General features: G+C 74.7%; 14 protein-coding genes, 1 rRNA gene and 1 pseudogene. 4 read left to right on the top strand and 12 right to left on the bottom strand.

What is annotated here, in order from left to right; translation table 11 throughout:
- Positions 1–102 precede the first annotated feature (102 nt).
- The 5 genes from AB0O07_RS30130 to AB0O07_RS30150 all read right to left on the bottom strand — a co-directional run bounded on the left by AB0O07_RS30130 (position 103) and on the right by AB0O07_RS30150 (position 5,183).
- Entirely contained in the window at positions 103–870 is a 768-nt protein-coding gene (locus AB0O07_RS30130; RefSeq protein WP_365639144.1) for a hypothetical protein, read from the bottom strand.
- 222 nt (positions 871–1,092) lie between these two features.
- On the bottom strand, positions 1,093–2,844 hold the full coding sequence (gene recN, locus AB0O07_RS30135) for a DNA repair protein RecN (RefSeq protein WP_365639147.1): 1,752 nt from the start codon (positions 2,842–2,844) through the stop codon (positions 1,093–1,095).
- A gap of 119 nt (positions 2,845–2,963) precedes the next feature.
- Positions 2,964–3,905, bottom strand: a complete 942-nt coding sequence (locus tag AB0O07_RS30140) for an NAD kinase (RefSeq protein ID WP_365639223.1) — start codon at positions 3,903–3,905, stop codon at positions 2,964–2,966.
- Between the two features lie 41 nt (positions 3,906–3,946).
- Entirely contained in the window at positions 3,947–4,762 is an 816-nt protein-coding gene (locus tag AB0O07_RS30145; RefSeq protein ID WP_365639150.1) for a TlyA family RNA methyltransferase, read from the bottom strand.
- A gap of 73 nt (positions 4,763–4,835) precedes the next feature.
- Positions 4,836–5,183, bottom strand: coding sequence for a hypothetical protein (locus AB0O07_RS30150; RefSeq protein ID WP_365639153.1), 348 nt, complete (start codon positions 5,181–5,183; stop codon positions 4,836–4,838).
- Positions 5,184–5,225: 42 nt separating this feature from the next.
- Here AB0O07_RS30150 and AB0O07_RS30155 point away from each other — a divergent pair, with 42 nt between their 5' ends.
- On the top strand, positions 5,226–5,573 hold the full coding sequence (locus AB0O07_RS30155) for a sterol-binding protein (RefSeq protein ID WP_365639156.1): 348 nt from the start codon (positions 5,226–5,228) through the stop codon (positions 5,571–5,573).
- A gap of 42 nt (positions 5,574–5,615) precedes the next feature.
- On the opposite strand, the gene AB0O07_RS30160 is transcribed toward AB0O07_RS30155, so the two are convergent.
- The 3 genes from AB0O07_RS30160 to AB0O07_RS30170 form a co-directional block, all read right to left on the bottom strand.
- Complete coding sequence (locus AB0O07_RS30160) at positions 5,616–6,494, bottom strand: ABC transporter ATP-binding protein (RefSeq protein ID WP_365639159.1); 879 nt, start codon at positions 6,492–6,494, stop codon at positions 5,616–5,618.
- A gap of 214 nt (positions 6,495–6,708) precedes the next feature.
- Positions 6,709–7,734 (bottom strand): iron chelate uptake ABC transporter family permease subunit, encoded by a 1,026-nt coding sequence (locus tag AB0O07_RS30165; protein WP_365639162.1) that lies wholly within the window; start codon positions 7,732–7,734, stop codon positions 6,709–6,711.
- Positions 7,731–8,720 (bottom strand): iron chelate uptake ABC transporter family permease subunit, encoded by a 990-nt coding sequence (locus AB0O07_RS30170; RefSeq protein ID WP_365639225.1) that lies wholly within the window; start codon positions 8,718–8,720, stop codon positions 7,731–7,733. Before AB0O07_RS30170 ends, AB0O07_RS30165 begins: the two co-directional genes overlap by 4 nt.
- 199 nt (positions 8,721–8,919) lie before the next feature.
- Between AB0O07_RS30170 and AB0O07_RS30175 the strand changes: the two genes are divergently transcribed.
- Both AB0O07_RS30175 and AB0O07_RS30180 read left to right on the top strand, forming a co-directional pair.
- Positions 8,920–9,966, top strand: coding sequence for an ABC transporter substrate-binding protein (locus AB0O07_RS30175; RefSeq protein ID WP_365639165.1), 1,047 nt, complete (start codon positions 8,920–8,922; stop codon positions 9,964–9,966).
- On the top strand, positions 9,963–10,940 hold the full coding sequence (locus tag AB0O07_RS30180; RefSeq protein WP_365639168.1) for a siderophore-interacting protein: 978 nt from the start codon (positions 9,963–9,965) through the stop codon (positions 10,938–10,940). Before AB0O07_RS30175 ends, AB0O07_RS30180 begins: the two co-directional genes overlap by 4 nt.
- Before the next feature lie 146 nt (positions 10,941–11,086).
- On the opposite strand, the gene AB0O07_RS30185 is transcribed toward AB0O07_RS30180, so the two are convergent.
- Positions 11,087–12,115, bottom strand: coding sequence for an HAD hydrolase-like protein (locus tag AB0O07_RS30185; protein ID WP_365639171.1), 1,029 nt, complete (start codon positions 12,113–12,115; stop codon positions 11,087–11,089).
- A gap of 85 nt (positions 12,116–12,200) precedes the next feature.
- On the opposite strand from AB0O07_RS30185, the gene AB0O07_RS30190 reads away from it, so the two are divergent.
- A complete protein-coding gene (locus AB0O07_RS30190) occupies positions 12,201–13,517 on the top strand; it encodes a DUF1015 domain-containing protein (RefSeq protein ID WP_365639174.1) in 1,317 nt (438 codons plus the stop codon).
- A 535-nt stretch (positions 13,518–14,052) separates the two neighbouring features.
- Here the strand turns inward: AB0O07_RS30190 and AB0O07_RS30195 are convergent.
- The 3 genes and pseudogenes from AB0O07_RS30195 to rrf form a co-directional block, all read right to left on the bottom strand.
- Positions 14,053–14,682, bottom strand: a pseudogene (locus AB0O07_RS30195) (tetratricopeptide repeat protein); the annotation flags it as partial.
- 23 nt (positions 14,683–14,705) lie between these two features.
- Positions 14,706–15,881, bottom strand: coding sequence for a hypothetical protein (locus tag AB0O07_RS30200; RefSeq protein WP_365639177.1), 1,176 nt, complete (start codon positions 15,879–15,881; stop codon positions 14,706–14,708).
- Between the two features lie 237 nt (positions 15,882–16,118).
- Positions 16,119–16,209 (bottom strand): 5S ribosomal RNA (rrf, locus tag AB0O07_RS30205); the annotation flags it as partial.

The following is a 16,209-nucleotide window of genomic DNA, read 5'->3' on the forward strand; positions in this document are numbered from 1 at the left end:
GCACCGTCGGGGCGCCGTTCCCGTCCGCGACGCAGCGACTCCCCGCCCGGTATCACTCACACGGGTGAGAGCATGGCTCCGCCGTTGTCGTTCAGCGCGGACTTACTCGTGCGGGCGCCGACTGCCGCCCCTGTCACCGTACGCCGTCGCGGCGACAACTCCCAGTGCGTGTACGGCCAGACCGGCCCGGCCGGTGCCCGCGACGACGGCGGCGCCCAGGGCGGCGCCGAGGGCGTGGGCCCCGGTGTCGCCGAGCATGCTCCGTTCCCCGAGGTCCGCCCCGAGGACCGCGGCGGCGGCGCCCACCGGTACGGCGGCGAGCGCGCCCGCCGTACCGCCCCGGAGCACCCCGGGGGCCCCGAGAGCGAGAACGCCGGCGCAGGCGCGGCCGGGGCGCACGTCGAGGAGGTTGACGCAGTGCGCGCCGCCCGCGATGACGACGGCGGCCAGCAGCCGGTCCACGGGGCGCTCCTTGAGCAGCGCCCCGGCGGCGAGCGCGGCGGCGCCGATCCCGAGCAGCTTGACGGCGCCCGTGGTCACCTCGCCCCGGCGCAGCGCCCCGAGGTGCGCCCGGAAGCCCCGGCGCGGGTCGTCCACGCCCGCGTGGTCGTCGTAAGCCCCGCACGCCCCGGCGGCCAGCACGGCGAGCGCGACCGCGCCCCGTACGCCGGGAGGTGCCGTCCCGGCCCCCGCGGCGGCCCCGAGAACGGTGGCGGGACCGGCGTACAGGTCGACCGTGCGCCCCGCGTAGTTGCTCCGGTGCCATCGGCCGGGCCGCCCGGGGGCGCGGCCCCGGAGAGCCGCGTGGACGGCGCGGGTGGTGCCGAGCGCGATGAGGAGCGCGGTGGTCCGGGGGGTCCTGGAGGCCATGGGAACCCACCCTAGGGCGCGGCCGGATGGGGACGCGGCAGCCCCCTCGCCCCCGGCCGGGGCGGGCCCCCTGGACCCGCCCCCAGGGGCACCCGGCACGGCCCGTCGGGCCGCTCACCGCCGACCGGACGGGCACCCCGTCAGGCGCCCTGGGGCCGGGCCTTCCCGGGCGTCGGGGCCGGGGGGGCTTCCGGAGGGGGTGCTCGGCCCCCGTACGCCCGTTCAGGAGTCCGCGCGGGCCGTTGCCAGGAGTTCCTCCGCGTGGGCGCGGGCCGTTTCGGAGTTTTCCTGGCCTGCCAGCATGCGGGAGAGTTCGCGTACCCGCTCCTCGCCCTCCAGGACCGTCACCCCCGAGCGGGTCACCGCGCCGTCCACCGTCTTCTCGACCAGGAGTTGGCGGTCGGCGAAGGCGGCGACCTGGGGGAGGTGGGTGACCACCACCACCTGGGCCGAGCGCGCCAGTTTCGCCAGGCGCCGGCCCACTTCCACCGCGGCCTTGCCGCCCACGCCCGCGTCGACCTCGTCGAAGAGGTAGGTCGGCACCGGGTCGGAGCCGGCGAAGACCACCTCGACGGCGAGCATCACCCGGGAGAGCTCGCCGCCCGAGGCGCCCTTGGCGATCGGGCGGGGCTGGGCGCCCGGGTGCGGGGCCAGCAGGAGTTCGACCTCGTCGGCGCCGTGCGGGCCGTAGGCGACCGGGCGCCCGCCCACGTCGACGCCCGCGCTCGGCTCCGCCGTCTCCGTCTGCCGGATCGCGAAGGAGACCCGCGCGTGCGGCATCGCCAGCGAGGCCAGCTCGGCCGTGACCGCCTCGGCGAAGCGCGCCGCGGCCTCCGTACGGGCGTCGGTCAGCGCCTGGGCGAGCCCGGAGAGTTCGGTACGGAGCGCGTCGTGCTCGGCGGCCAGCTCCTCGATCCGGTCGTCGTCGCCCTCCAGTTCCGTCAGGCGCGCGGCGCTCTGCTCCGACCACTCCAGTACGGCGTCGATGTCCGCGCCGTACTTCCTGGTCAGCCCGGTGAGCGCGGCCCTGCGCTCCTCGACGGCGGCGAGCCGGAGCGGATCGGCGTCCAGATGGTCCGCGTACCCGGCGAGTTCGCCCGCCACGTCCGTCAGCAGGATGGCGATCTCGCCCATCCGGTCGGCGAGCCCGGCGAGGACCGGATCGTGCGACCGCACCGCGTCCAGCGCCCGCCCCGCGCCGCCGACCTGGGTGGTCGCGTCGGCGGACCCGGGGTCCTCGGGGTCGCCCGCGAGCGCCGCGTGGGCGAGCGCGGCAGCCGAGGCCAGCGCCTCCGCGTGGCCCAGCCGTCCGGCCTCGGCGGCGAGTTCGGCGTCCTCACCGGCCCGGGGCTCCACCGCCTCGATCTCGGTGAGCCCGAAGCGCAGCAGATCGGCCTCCTGGGCGCGCTCCCTGGCCCGGGTGGTCAGTTCGTCCAGCTCGGCGGCGACGGCCCGCAGCCGCCGGTAGGCGGTGCCGTACGCGGCGAGCGGCGCGGCGACGGCCTCCCCCGCGTACCGGTCGAGCGCCTTGCGCTGGCGCGCGGGGCGCAGCAGGCCCTGCTGGTCGGTCTGGCCGTGCACGGCGACCAGGTCGTCCGCGAGCTCGGCCAGCACCCCCACCGGCACGGAGCGCCCGCCGAGATGGGCCCGGGAGCGCCCCTCGGCGGAGACGGTCCTGCTGACGAGCAGCACGCCCTCGTCGAGCTCGGCGCCCGCCTCCCCCGCGCGCACGGCTGCGGGCGCGCCGGGGGCGAGCGCGACCCGCCCCTCGACCACCGCCGCCTTCGCGCCGATCCGTACCAGGGCGGGGTCGGCGCGCCCGCCGAGCAGCAGCCCCAGACTGGTGACGACCATGGTCTTGCCCGCGCCGGTCTCGCCGGTCACCGCCGTGAAGCCGGGCGACAGCTCGACGACCGCGTCGTCGATGACCCCGAGCGACCGTATCCGCATCTCCTCCAACACGGTGACGACCATACGAGGTCCGGGCGGCCGGTGTGCGACGCACCCCACCCCCGGGTGGCCGGGGACAGGTGGTTCCGGGTGGCCCGCCGCCGGTCACGAATGCGGCGGAACCACCCGGAACCGGGTGATTCTCAGAGCGGCGCGCCGCGCCAGCCGGAGACCGGGAGGGCGAACTTGGCCACCAGCCGGTCGGCGAACGAGGCGTGGTGCAGCCGGGCGAGGCGGACCGGGACGGAGCCGCGCCGCACCTCCACCCTGGCGCCCTGCGGGAGTTCGATGGTGCGGCGTCCGTCGCACCACAGCACCCCGTTCGGGGTGTCCTGCTGGACCTCCACGGCGAGCACCGTCGTAGGGGAGGTCACCAGCGGTTTCGCGAAGAGCGCGTGGGCGCTGATGGGCACCATCAGCAGCGCCTCGACCTCCGGCCAGACCACCGGTCCGCCCGCCGAGAAGGCGTACGCGGTGGAGCCGGTGGGGGTGGCGCAGACGATGCCGTCGCAGCCGAATCCGGTGACCGGCCGGCCGTCGATCTCCAGGACGACTTCGAGCATCCGCTCGGGCGAGACCTTCTGCACGGCCGCCTCGTTGAGCGCCCAGTCCTGGTGGACGACATCGCCGTTGCTGTGGACGAGGACGTCGATCGTCATCCGCTCCTCGACCTCATACGCACGGGTGACGACCCGGTCGACGACCTTGTCCAGATCGTCCCGTTCCGCCTCGGCGAGGAAGCCGACCCGGCCGAGGTTGACGCCGAGCATCGGCACCCCGGAGGCGCGGGCGAAGGCGGCGCCGCGCAGCAGGGTGCCGTCGCCGCCGAGCACGATCAGCAGCTCGCACCCGACCAGCGCCTCGGGGATGGCCTCGGGGGCCGTCTGGACGGAGTCGGGCAGCGGCAGATCGGCCGCCTCACTGTCCAGGACCCGGACCCCTATGCCGCTGCGGACCAGCCCGTTGACGACCAGTTCCGCGCTGCGGACGGCGGCCGCGCGGCCGGTGTGGGCCAGCAGGAACACGGTCCGGTCGGCGTTCGCCGCGCGCTCCTCGTCCAGCGCCTTCTCCACATCCACTTCCATGCCCACGTCCCACCCACCCTGTTCCTCGGCCGCGTTCCCGGTCACCGGGGTCCCTCCGCCACCGCACGATCGACATCCGCCGGGTCCAGCTCGGGCGCCCCGGCGCGGAGCCACAGAAAGTACTCGACATTTCCGGAGGGTCCGGGCAGCGGGCTGGCGGTCACGCCCCGTACGCCGAGGCCGAGTTCACTTGCCCGCCGGGCGACGTTCCGTACCGCCTCGGCGCGCAGCTCCGGGCTGCGGACCACCCCGCCGCTGCCGAGCCGCTCCTTGCCGACCTCGAACTGCGGCTTGACCATCATCACGAGATCGGCGTCGGGGGCGGCACAGCCCGCCAGGGCCGGCAGCACCACCCCCAGCGGAATGAACGACAGATCCCCCACGATCAGATCCACGGGCTCCCCTTCGATCGCATCGAGCGTCAACTCACGTACGTTCGTACGGTCCTTGACGGTGACGCGTTCATCGCTCCGCAGCGACCAGGCGAGTTGTCCGTATCCGACGTCCACCGCGACGACATGGGCGGCCCCGGCGCGGAGCAGGACATCGGTGAAGCCTCCGGTGGAGGCGCCCGCGTCCAGGGCGCGTCGGCCCCGTACCTCCAGACCGAGGGGGCCGAAGGCGGCGAGCGCCCCGGCGAGCTTGTGGCCACCGCGCGAGACGTAGTCGGGGTCGGCGTCGTCGGCCTTGACGACCACGGCGGCGCTGGTCTCCACCTGGGTGGCGGGCTTGGTCGCGGTGGTGCCGCCGACGGTCACCCGGCCCGCGGCGATGAGCTGGCTCGCGTGTTCGCGCGAGCGCGCGAGCTTACGGCGTACCAGCTCGGCATCGAGACGGCGGCGTGCCAGTCCAGCCACGTTCGGTTCAGCTCCTGTGGTCGTGCGCGGGGATCGAGGGATCGGGAGATCGGGGAGATCGGGGGAACGCGGATCAGGCGCGGGGCGCCGGAGGTCCCTGAGGGGCCGGAGGTCCCTGGGGGGCGTCGAGTGCGGTGAGCGCGGCGCGGAGCCCCTCGTGGACCTCCTCGTACACCTGGATATGCCCCTCGGCGGGGAGGTGGTCGGCGTCCGCGAGGCGTTCCAGCGTACGGTCCACTTCGGGGTCACCCGTAGGGGTACGGACCACACCGAGCGGGGCGGGCTCCGCCGGGCCCGGCGCGGTGCCGGACGCGGTGCCGGACGCGGGGCCGGGTTCGGGGGCGGGCGCGGTGCCGGGCCCGGGAGAGGCGGGGGCCGGGTCCGTGGGGCCGGCGGGCGGGTCCGCGATCACGTCGCTCATACCCAGACGCTACCGCGAAGAGCTGGGGTAACGTCGGGCGCGATGGCCACGAAGGAGGAGTGCCGCGGCGCACTCGACAAGCTCTCGGAGAATCTGGCGGGCGCGGACGGCGAGGTGAGCCGGGCGGCCGGTTTCGACCGCACGCTGAGCTGCCATGTCACCGACCTGGACGTCACGTTCACCGGACGGCTCGCCGACGGCGTGATCGAGGTCGCCGATACGGTCGCGGGGCCGCCGCCCGGCAGGGCCCAGATCCGGCTGGCCATGACGGGCGACGACCTGGTGGCGCTGGTCGCCGGGGAGCTGAACTTCGCCCGCGCGTGGGGCGCGGGGCGGGTCAGGCTGGAGGCGGGGTTCCGCGATCTGCTGCGGCTGAGGTCCCTTCTCTAGCCGAGGCCGCTTCTCCGGCCGAGGTCACTTCTCCGGCCGAGGTCACTTCTCCAGCAGCTCGGCGGCGGGCTCCCCGGCGCGGTCCGGACCGTCGCCCCGCTCGGGCTCGGGCGCGGGCTCGGGCGCCGGCTTGCGGCGGGCCTGCCGGCCGGCGGGCACCACGAGCGGCGTCCCGGTCTCCGGGTCGTCGATGACCTGGCAGCGCAGCCCGAAGACCTCCTCCACCCGCTCGGCCGTGACGACCTCGGCGGGCGTGCCCTCGGCCACGATCCGGCCGTCGCGCATGGCGACGAGGTGGGTGGCGTACCGCGCGGCGTGGTTGAGGTCGTGGAGGACGGCGACGAGCGTACGGCCCTGGGTCTCGTGGAGTTCGGCGCAGAGGTCGAGCACGTCGATCTGGTGCTGGATGTCGAGGAAGGTGGTCGGCTCGTCCAGCAGGAGCAGGGGGGTCTGCTGGGCGAGGGCCATCGCGATCCAGACGCGCTGGCGCTGGCCGCCGGAGAGTTCGTCGACGTACCGGTCGGCGAGTTCCGCGACGCCGGTCGCCGCCATCGACTCCCCGACGATCCGCTCGTCCTCCGGGGACCACTGGCGCAGCAGCCCCTGGTGCGGGTAGCGGCCCCGGGCCACCAGGTCGGCGACGGTGATGCCGTCGGGCGCGATGGACGACTGCGGGAGGAGCCCGAGGGTCTTGGCGACCTTCTTGGCGGGCATCGCGTGGATGACCGAGCCGTCGAGCAGGACGCGCCCCTCGGACGGCTTGAGCATCCGGGAGAGCGCGCGGAGCAAGGTCGACTTGCCGCAGGCGTTGGGGCCGACGATCACCGTGAAGGAGTGGTCGGGTATCGCCACCGAGAGGTCGCGTGCGATGACCCGCTGGTCGTAGCCGAGGGTCACCGATTCCGCGGTGAGGCGTTGCATGGTCGTACTCCTGGGGTCCGCGGGGGTCATGGCCGAGGTCGTCGATGTCTCTGTGAGGGGCGGGTCAGGTGAGGCTTCCGGGGTCTCCGGGGCGAGGGGATCCGGTACGGCCGAGGGCGTGGCGCTCATATCCGTACCCCCTTCATATCCGTCCCGCCACCCGTGTCCGTTCCGCCACCGGTATCCGTCGCGCCACCGGTATCCGTCGCGCGCCTCATATCCGTCCCGCCTTGCGCTCGGTGACCAGCAGCCAGAGCAGATAGCAGCCGCCGAGCACCCCGGTCACCACCCCGACGGGCAACTGCCGGTCGCCGAAGGCCGTGGTCGCGACGGAGTCGGCGACGAGCAGCAGGAGCGCGCCCATGGCCGCCGCGGCGCCGATGTTGGGGCCCGGCGCGCGGGTGAGCCGGCGCGCGAGCTGGGGCGCGCTCAGCGCGACGAACGCGATGGGGCCGGCGGCGGCGGTCGCCGCGGCGACCAGCAGCACGGCGGAGCCCATCAGGATCACCCGCACCCGCTCGACCCGTACCCCGAGCGCGTACGCCGCGTCGTCGCCCATCTCCAGCAGGCGCAGCGGCCGGCCGTACCCGAGCGCGAGGGGGACGCAGAGGGCGCAGACCGCCAGCAGCGGCCCGAACTGGGTCCAGTCGCGGCCGTCGAGGGATCCGGTCATCCAGAGCACGGCGCGCGTGGCGTCGACCAGGTTGGCCCGGGTGACGAGGTAGTGGTTGGCGGCGGTGAGGATGGCGGCGACGCCGATGCCGACCAGGACGAGACGGTAGCCGTGCACCCCGCGCCGCCAGGCCAGCAGATAGACACCGGCGCCGGTGAGCACCCCGCCGACGACCGCGCCGGCCGCGATGCCCAGCGGACCGCCGTGGAAGAAGACGATCACGCTGAGCGCCCCGACGGTCGCACCCTGACCGAACCCGATCACATCGGGGCTGCCGAGCGGATTGCGGGTGATCGACTGGAAGACCGCGCCGCCGACCCCGAGCGCCGCGCCGACGAGCACCCCGACCAGGGCGCGCGGCAGCCGCAGGTCCTGGACGATGAACTCCTGTCCCGGGGTGCCGTTCCCGGCCAGGGTGGCGAGGACCTCGCCGGGCGACATCGGGTAGTCGCCGCTGCCGATCAGCACCACCCCGGCGGCGACCGCGGCCCCCAGGAGCGCCATGACGACGAGGGCGGCGCGGCGGTCGGCCCGTACCGAGAGCCCGCCCGGCGTACGGATGATCACAGGTGGGCCATTCTCTTGCGGCGTACGAGCTGGATGAAGACGGGCCCGCCGAGCAGCGCGGTGACGATCCCGACCTGGAGTTCGGACGGCCGCGCGACGACCCGGCCCACCACATCGGCGCCGAGCAGCAGCACGGGCGAGAGGACCGCCGCGTACGGCAGGATCCACCGCATGTCGGGCCCGGTGACGGCGCGTACGAGGTGGGGCACCATCAGCCCGATGAAGACGATCGGCCCGCACGCCGCCGTCGCCGCCCCGCAGAGCAGTGTGACGGAGACCATCGCGAGCACCCGGGTCCTGGTGAGGTGCGCGCCGAGCGCGCGGGCGGTGTCGTCGCCCATCTCCATCGCGTTGAGCGGACGGGCGATCAGCAGCGCGAGGACCACCCCGGCGGCGATGAACGGCCAGATCTTCCCGACCGTCGCCAGGTCGGCGGAGGCCAGCGAGCCGACCGTCCAGAAGCGGAGCCGGTCCAGCGCCGCCGCGTCCAGCAGTTGTACGGCGTTGACGTAGCCGTAGAGGGCCGCGGTGGCCGCCGTACCGGCGAGCGCGAGCCGGACGGGCGTGGCGCCCCGGCTGCCGCCCAGTACATAGACGAGCGCCGAGACGACGGCCGCGCCGAGGAAGGCGAACCAGACATACCCGGTGATCGAGGTGACATGGAGGAAGCTGATGGCGGAGACGACAGCGGCGGCGGCCCCGGCGTTCACCCCGAGCAGCCCGGGCTCCGCGAGCGGGTTGCGGGTGAGGGCCTGCATCACCGCGCCGGCCAGCCCGAGGGCCGCCCCGACCAGCAGCCCCATGACCGTACGCGGCAGCCGTACGTCGACCACGATCACGTCGTCGGCGCCGCCCGCGCCCGCCGTGCGGTGGAAGAGCGCGTGCCACACCTCGCTGAACGGGAGGGACTTGGCGCCGATGGCGATGGACGCCGCGCAGACCAGCGCGAGCACGCCGACGGCGAGCACCAGCCCGCCGGCGCGCACGGCGGAACGGCCGCGCGGCGCGGGGGACTTCGGCCGCGCGGCGGGGCCCGGCCGCGCCGCTCCCGGCGCTTCCGGTCCCGGCTGTCGCGGCCCTGGCTCTTCCGGCTGTTCCGGTCCCGGCTTCTCCGGGGGACTGTCGACCAACACGTGGTTAGGTTAGCCTACCCTCGCATCTCTCCTCGATCAGGGACACCTCACCATGAACAGTCTTCTGCCTGCCCGGGGGCCCGGCCGCCGGACCGTACTCGCCGCGGGCGCGGCCGGGTTCGGCGCGCTCCTCACCGCCTGCGGGGACGGCGGGGACGGCGCGAAATCCGCGGCGGGCGGGTCCGGGGAGGGCGGCGGGGGCGGTTCCTGGAGCTTCCGGGACGACCGGGAGAAGACCGTGACGGCGCCGGGCGTCCCGGAACGTATCGTCGCGTACATCGGATCCGCCGCCGCCCTCCACGACTTCGGCGTCGAGTCCGTCGGCGTCTTCGGCCCCACGAAACTCAAGGACGGCTCACCCGACATCCAGGCGGGCACGCTCGATGTCGGCAAGGTGACCGTCATCGGCAACGCCTGGGGCGAGTTCAACGTCGAGAAGTACGCGGCGCTCCGCCCCGACCTCCTCGTCAGCAACATGAACCTGCCGCCCGCGCTCTGGTACGTGCCCGACGACCGGAAGAAGAAGATCGAGGCGCTGGCGCCCACGGTCGGCATCCTCAGCGCCAAGACCCCGCTGCTGGACGCCATCGGCCGGTACGCCGCCCTCGCCGCCTCCCTCGGCGCCGACCCGGCCGCCCGTACGGTCACGGAGGCGAAGACCCGCTTCGAGGCGGCGTCGGAGCGGCTGCGCAAGGCGGCGAAGGCGAAGAAGGGCCTGCGGGTGCTGGCCGTCGCCGCCTCCCAGGACCTCTGCCATGTCGGCATCCCGGACTCCTTCGTCGATCTGCGCTACTACGCGGACCTGGGCGTCGGGCTGACCGTCCCGGCCAAGCCGAACGCCGACGGCTTCTTCGAGGAGCTGAGCTGGGAGAACGTCGGCACATACCCCGCCGACGTGATCATGGTCGACCGGCGGACGAACAACCTCCAGCCGGCCGAGCTGGCCAGGACCAGACCCACCTGGCGCGAACTCCCGGCGGTCAAGGCGGGGCAGGTCGTCCCCTGGATCAACGAAGCGCAGTTCAGCTACCCGGGGTACGCCCCGCTCCTGGAAGAACTGGCCGCAGCCATCGAGAAGTCGGAGAGGCTCCCCGTATGACGAACGTCGCCCTGTCCCCCGCCGCAGCGACCCGCCCCCCTGTCTCCCCCTCCTCCTCCCCTTCGTCCCCTTCTCCTGCCCCGGCCCCGGCCTCCGCTGCTCCGGCCGCTGCCGCTCCGGCCCCCGCCGCCCCCGCCGCTTCGCCGTTCGAGTTCTTCCCCGTCGAGGTGGTGCGCGCCGAGCGGATCACCCCGTCCATGGCCCGGATCGTCCTCGGCGGCCCCGCCCTGGCCCGTATGGTCTCGGCCGGCCGCGACCAGCGCATCAAGGTGTTCCTGCCGCACCCGGGCCAGCGCGAGCCGGTCCTGCCGGAGGCGCGACCCGGCGGTGGGGCGGGCGACTGGTACGGCGACTGGCGCGCCCTCGACCCGGCGGTGCGCGGCATCATGCGTACGTACACGGTGCGCGAGCTGCGCCACGCCCCCGACGAGCTGGTCATCGACTTCGCCCTGCACGGGGCGGACGGATCCGCCTCGGGGCCCGCCTCGCGCTGGGCAGCCTCGGCGGCGCCCGGCGACCGTATCTCCGTACTGGGCCCGGTCGTCGAGGAGAACGCGGGGTACGACTTCCGGCCGCCGGAGGGCACGGAGTGGATCCTGCTCACCGCCGACGAGTCCGCGCTCCCCGCCGTCGCGAGCATCCTGGAGACGCTGCCGGCGGGCACCCCGGCCCGGATCTGGATCGAGGTCCACGACGCGGCGGACCGCCAGGAGCTCCGCACGGCGGCCGACGCCGACATCACCTGGCTCGTCCACGGCACCTCCCCGGCCACCCCGGACGCGATCCGTGCCGCCGCGCTGCCGGAGGGCACGCCGTACGCGTGGGTCGCCGGAGAGGCATCGACGGTGAAGGCGGTACGCCGCCACCTCGTCGGCGAACGCGGCTTCGACCGGCGCGCGGTCAAGTTCAGCGGCTACTGGCGGCAGGGCGCCTCCGAGGACAACCTGATGCAGGCGGCGGAAGAAGAAGCCTGACCGACGCCCCGGAACGACGAACAGGCCCGGTACGCCCCCCAGGAGGGGACGGGCCGGGCCTGTTCCGGTACGTACGCAGGGGTACGGGGGGTACGAGGGGTACGAGGGATACGGAAGGGACCCGTACGCCCGTACCCCCGTACCCCCTAAAGCCCCAGCCGGGCCAGCGCCTTGCCCCCGTCCAGGGCGCACCTGCCCTCGCCCGCCGCCGTCCAGGCCGCCGCGCAGAGCGCCCGGAGCCCGTCGAGCGGCGCCCCGTCCCCGGCCAGCGACAGGGCGTCCGTACCGGCGGACGCCGTCCAGCCGCCGCACCCGAAGCCGCCGTCCCGCGCCGTCACCTCGGGCTGCCCGGTGAGCAGTCCGCGCAGATCGGCGTCGACATAGGTCGGCCGGTGGCGCGCCTCCGCCGCCAGCAGCGCCGCCCCGTCCGTCACCCCGGTCAGCACGAGCAGCGAGTCGACCCCGCCGTTGAACGCGCCCTCGATGTCCGTGTCCAGCCGGTCCCCCACGACCAGCGCCTTCCGCGCCCCGGTCCGCAGGATCGTCTCGCGGTGCATCGGGGGCAGCGGCTTCCCCGCCACCTGCGGCTCCGCGCCCGTGGCGATCCGTACGACCTCCACCGCCGCGCCGTTGCCGGGGCCGATCCCGCGCGCCCCCGGGATCGTCAGATCGGTGTTGGACGCGAACCACGGCACCCCTCGGTCGATCGCGTAGCACGCCTCGGCGAACCGCCCCCAGGGCAGTTCGGGCCCGCCGTACCCCTGCACCACCGCGGCCGGACCGTCGTCGGCGGACTCGACCGGCTCAAGTCCGCGCTCGCGCAGCGCGATCCGCAGCCCGTCACCCCCGATGACCAGGACCTTCGAGCCCGCCGGTAGCTGCTCGGCGATCAGCCGGGCGACCGCCTGCGCCGAGGTGATCACATCGCCGGGCTCGGCCGGCACCCCCAGCTCGGTGAGATGGGCCGCGACGGCCTCCGGCGGGCGCAGCGCGTTGTTGGTGACGTACGCGAGCCGCATCCCCGCCCCCCGGGCCGCGCCCAGCGACTCGACGGCGTGTGCGATGGCCGCGCCGCCCGCGTACACCACCCCGTCGAGATCGAGCAGGGCGGTGTCGTACGCCTCGCTCAGCGCGACGGCGCTCCCGCTCGGCACGGTCCTGGTCTGCTGGCTCATCCTGCCTACGCTCCTTCAATCTGTGCTTCCCCCACGATCATCATTCCGCACACCGCAGTCCACAGGTTGGACTTACGATGCTCGGATGAACACAACAGGTCCTGGGGACAAGGGGCTACGTCTGCTGCCGTTCCGGGGCCTCCGGTACGTCCGGGAGAGGGTGGGCAGCCTCTCCGCGGTCACCTCGCCACCGTACGACGTGGTGGTCAGGCCCGACGGGCTGCACGAGCTGGAATCCGCGGACCCGCACAACATCGTCCGCCTCATCCTCCCGCAGGCCGCCGCCCCGGAGGACCGGCATCGCAGGGCGGCGGAGACGCTGGAGCGGTGGCTCGCGGAGGGCGTGCTCGCCGCCGACCCCGAACCGGCGCTGTACGTGTACGAGCAGCGGCGCGGCGAGGCGCTCCAGCGCGGGATCATCGGGGCCCTGGCGCTCTCCTCCCCCGCCGAGGGGATCGTCCTGCCGCACGAGGACGTGATGGGCGAGGTGGTGGCGGAACGGGCGGCCCTGATGCGGACCACGGGGGCGAACCTGGAGCCGCTGCTGCTGACGTACCGGGGCGACATCTGCGACGTACCGACGCCGAAAGCTTTCTCCTACGGTGCGGAGAGCGGTACGGCGGGGGTGATCGAACGCGCCCTGGAGCGCGCCCCGCTGCTGGCCACCACCACGGAGGACGGCTTCGCGCACCGCCTCTGGTCGGTCACCGACCCGGCGGACCTGACGGACATCTCCGACGACCTCGCCCACCACCAGGCCCTGATCGCCGACGGCCACCACCGCTGGGCGACCTATCTGCGGCTGCGCGAGGAGCAGGCGGACCCGGCGGGCGCGTGGGGGTACGGCCTGGTGCTGCTGGTCGACACGGCGCGCTACCCGCTCCAGGTCCGCGCCATCCACCGGCTGCTGCGCGGTCTGCCGGTGGAGCGCGCGCTCGCCGCGCTCCCGGGTTCGTTCCGGGTCCGTACGGTCGAGGGACCGCTCCCCGGGGCGCTGGACGCGCTGGCGGCAGCGGCGGACGAGGGCAACGCGTTCCTGCTCGCCGGGGACGGCCGATTCCATCTGGTCGACCGCCCGGACGAGGGGCTGCTGTCCCGTACGGTACGCGCCGACCGCCCGGCGGCCTGGCGGCGGCTGGACGCGACCGTGCTCCACGCCACGCTGCTGGACCACCTCTGGCGGGTCCCGGACGACCCGGAGCACATCGCGTACATCCACGACAGCGCGGCGGCCGTGGTCCAGGCGGAGCGGACCGGCGGCACGGCGGTACTGCTCCACCCGGTACGCGAGGACGTCGTACGGGAGCTGGCGCGCCAGGGCGTCACGATGCCGCGCAAGTCGACGTCGTTCGGCCCGAAACCGGCCACGGGCCTGGTCATGCGCTCCCTCGGCCTGGGCTGAGCGCCCCGCTACGGCACGCCACGAACGCCGGTGGGCGGCACCCTCCCGGGATGCCGCCCACCGTACGCACGTCATACGCGCGTCGCGCTCAGCGCTTGTCGTCCTGCTCCGGGGCACCCGGTGCGGCCGCGTCCGACGCGGCGGTGCCGGGGGCGGCGGTCTCCGACGCGGCGGTGCCGGGGGCGGCGGCCTCCGACTCGGCGGTGTCGGGGGCGGCGGTGTCGGACTCGGCCCCCTCCGGCTCGACACCCTCCGCCTTCACCGCCTTCGGCTCGGCGGCCTCCGCCTTCGCCACGTCCGGCTCGGCGGCATCGGCCTTCGCACTCTCCGCCCCGGCGGCCTCCGGTACCACGAGGTCCGGGATCACGATGTCCTCGTCGAGGAGCGCGTCGGCGTCCGCGTCGGCAGACGGCACCGCCAGCGGCTCCGCACCCGTGCCCTCGGTGTCGCCCGCGTCCCGGGGCGCGGTCCGGCCCTCGGTGCCGGCCGGGGCGTCGGTACCGGCCCCGGCGTCGGCATCCGCCTCGTCCTCGCTCAGGGCGTCGACGAACTCGACCCCGTCCAGCTCGGCGAGGCGGTCCGACGCGTCGGTCGTACCGTCCTTGTCCGCCTCGATGGTCTTGCCGAACCACTCGCGCGCCTCGTCCTCGCGCCCGGCGGAGAGCAGGGCGTCGGCGTACGCGTAACGGAGCCGCGCGGTCCACGGCTGTACGGAGTGGGAGGCCAGCTCGGGGCTCTGGAGGGTGACGATGGCGGCGTCGAGCTGCCCCATGTCCCTGCGCGCCCCGGCCGCGACGAGCCGCATCTCGACCTGGCCCGCCTTGTCGAGCTTCTGCACTTCGGGCTCGCCGGCCATGGCCATCGCCCGCTCGGGGCGGCCGAGTCCGCGCTCGCAGTCGGCCATGACGGGCCACAGCTCCACGCTGCCGGTCATCCGCCGCGCGGCCCGGAACTCGGCCAGGGCCTCCGCGTACTTCTGTGTCGCGTACGCGGCGAAGCCCGCGGCCTCCCGTACGGCGGCCACGCGCGAGGCCAGCCGCAGGGCGATCCGGGAGTACGCGTATGCCTGCTCCGGCTCCTCGTCGATGAGCTTGGCGACCATGACGAGGTTGCGCGCGACATCCTCGGCGAGCGTCTTGGGCAGGCTCATCAGCTCCTGCCGCACGCTCTCGTCGATCTCGCCGCCGGTCACGTCCTCCGGGATGGGCAGCCGCTTGATGGGCGCGCGGTCCCGGTCCCGGTCGTCGCGGCGCTCGTAACCGCCGCTCCGGCCGCCCCGGTTGTCGTCCCGGCCCCGGTACCCGCCCCGGTCGCCGTCGCGACGCGGGCCGCCCGGCCGGTCGTCACGGCGTCCGTAGCCGCCACCACCGTCACGGCGCGGCCCGCCCGGCCGCCCCCCACGGTCGTCCCGCCGGAACCCGCCGGACCGGTCGTCGCTCCTGCGGGGCCCGCCGGACCGGTCGTCACGACGGTCGTCACGGCGGTCGTCGCGCCGGTCGTCACGGCGGTCGTCACGCCGGTCGTCACGGCGGAAACCGCCCGACCGGTCATCACGGCGATCGTCCCTGCGGTCATCGCGACGGTCGTCACGGCGGAAGCCGCCGCCCCGGTCGTCGCGGCGCGGGGCGCCGGACCGGTCGTCGCGCCGAGCCCCGCCGAACCGGTCGTCACGGCGATCGTCCCGCCGGTCGTCACGGCGCGCGTAGCCACCGCCACCGCCGCCACGGCTCTCCGCACCCCGGCTGTCATCCCGCCGGAACCCACCCCGGTCGCCCCGGTCGCCACGGTCGCCCCGGTCATCGCGGCGGAAACCGCCAGAACGGTCATCGCGACGGTCGTCGCGGCGATCGTCCCGCCGGAACCCACCACCGGGACGGTCGTCACGGCGCGCGTAACCACCGCTACCGCCGCCACGGCTCTCCGCACCCCGGTCGTCACGCCGGGGCCCGCCGAAGCGGTCGTCGCGCCGGTCGTCGCGCCGGTCATAACTCCGGTCGTCGCGACGGTCGTCACGCCGGAAGGCGGGCCGGTCGTCGTTACGGCGCGGACCGCTCGGCCGGTCGTCACGGCGGAAACCGCCCGACCGGTCATCACGGCGGTCATCACGGCGGTCGTCCCGCCGGTCGTCACGGCGCCCGTAAGCACCGCCACCGCCGCTGCCGCCATTGCCACCCCCGCCGAACGGCCGGGAGCCCCGGTCGTCACGGCGGTCGTCACGGCGGCCGTGGCCACCGGAACCCGAGCCGCCGGGACGGCCGCCCCGGTCGTCGTCGCGGCGGGGCCCGCCGGGCCGGCCGTCGCGCGCGCCACGGAACCCGCCGCCGCGGTGGTCGTCGCGACGCGGTCCGCGGTCGCGATCGTCACGGCCGCCTCGGAAGCCGCCCCGGTCGCCGCTGTCGCTGCGGCGCGGTTCGCGCTCAGGACGGTCGTCGGAGGAGTTGGGGGACATCGGTTGGGCTCCTGTCTTCGGGTACCGCAGCCATTCTCGCGCAGTCGGGGTGCCGACGGAGCGCTCGGGTGGGTGGCTTCGGGTAATAGAGGGGAAAAACAAAAGGACCCGCAGCCCAGCGTGAACGCTGGACCACGGGTCCTTGAAAGATTGTTCGGCGGCGTCCTACTCTCCCACAGGGTCCCCCCTGCAGTACCATCGGCGCTGTAAGGCTTAGCTTCCGGGTTCGGAATGTAACCGGGC

This window comes from Streptomyces sp. NPDC093085, assembly GCF_040683935.1.
GTDB lineage: Bacteria > Actinomycetota > Actinomycetes > Streptomycetales > Streptomycetaceae > Streptomyces.

Excerpts from the sequence above, each read along its gene's own strand:
- AB0O07_RS30130 (WP_365639144.1), bottom strand. The coding sequence starts at position 870 with ATGGCCTCCAGGACCCCCCGGACCACCGCGCTCCTCATCGCGCTCGGC.
- recN (WP_365639147.1), bottom strand. The coding sequence starts at position 2,844 with ATGGTCGTCACCGTGTTGGAGGAGATGCGGATACGGTCGCTCGGGGTC.
- AB0O07_RS30140 (WP_365639223.1), bottom strand. The coding sequence starts at position 3,905 with ATGGAAGTGGATGTGGAGAAGGCGCTGGACGAGGAGCGCGCGGCGAAC.
- AB0O07_RS30150 (WP_365639153.1), bottom strand. The coding sequence starts at position 5,183 with ATGAGCGACGTGATCGCGGACCCGCCCGCCGGCCCCACGGACCCGGCC.
- AB0O07_RS30155 (WP_365639156.1), top strand. The coding sequence starts at position 5,226 with ATGGCCACGAAGGAGGAGTGCCGCGGCGCACTCGACAAGCTCTCGGAG.
- AB0O07_RS30160 (WP_365639159.1), bottom strand. The coding sequence starts at position 6,494 with ATGCAACGCCTCACCGCGGAATCGGTGACCCTCGGCTACGACCAGCGG.
- AB0O07_RS30175 (WP_365639165.1), top strand. The coding sequence starts at position 8,920 with ATGAACAGTCTTCTGCCTGCCCGGGGGCCCGGCCGCCGGACCGTACTC.
- AB0O07_RS30180 (WP_365639168.1), top strand. The coding sequence starts at position 9,963 with ATGACGAACGTCGCCCTGTCCCCCGCCGCAGCGACCCGCCCCCCTGTC.
- AB0O07_RS30185 (WP_365639171.1), bottom strand. The coding sequence starts at position 12,115 with ATGAGCCAGCAGACCAGGACCGTGCCGAGCGGGAGCGCCGTCGCGCTG.
- AB0O07_RS30190 (WP_365639174.1), top strand. The coding sequence starts at position 12,201 with ATGAACACAACAGGTCCTGGGGACAAGGGGCTACGTCTGCTGCCGTTC.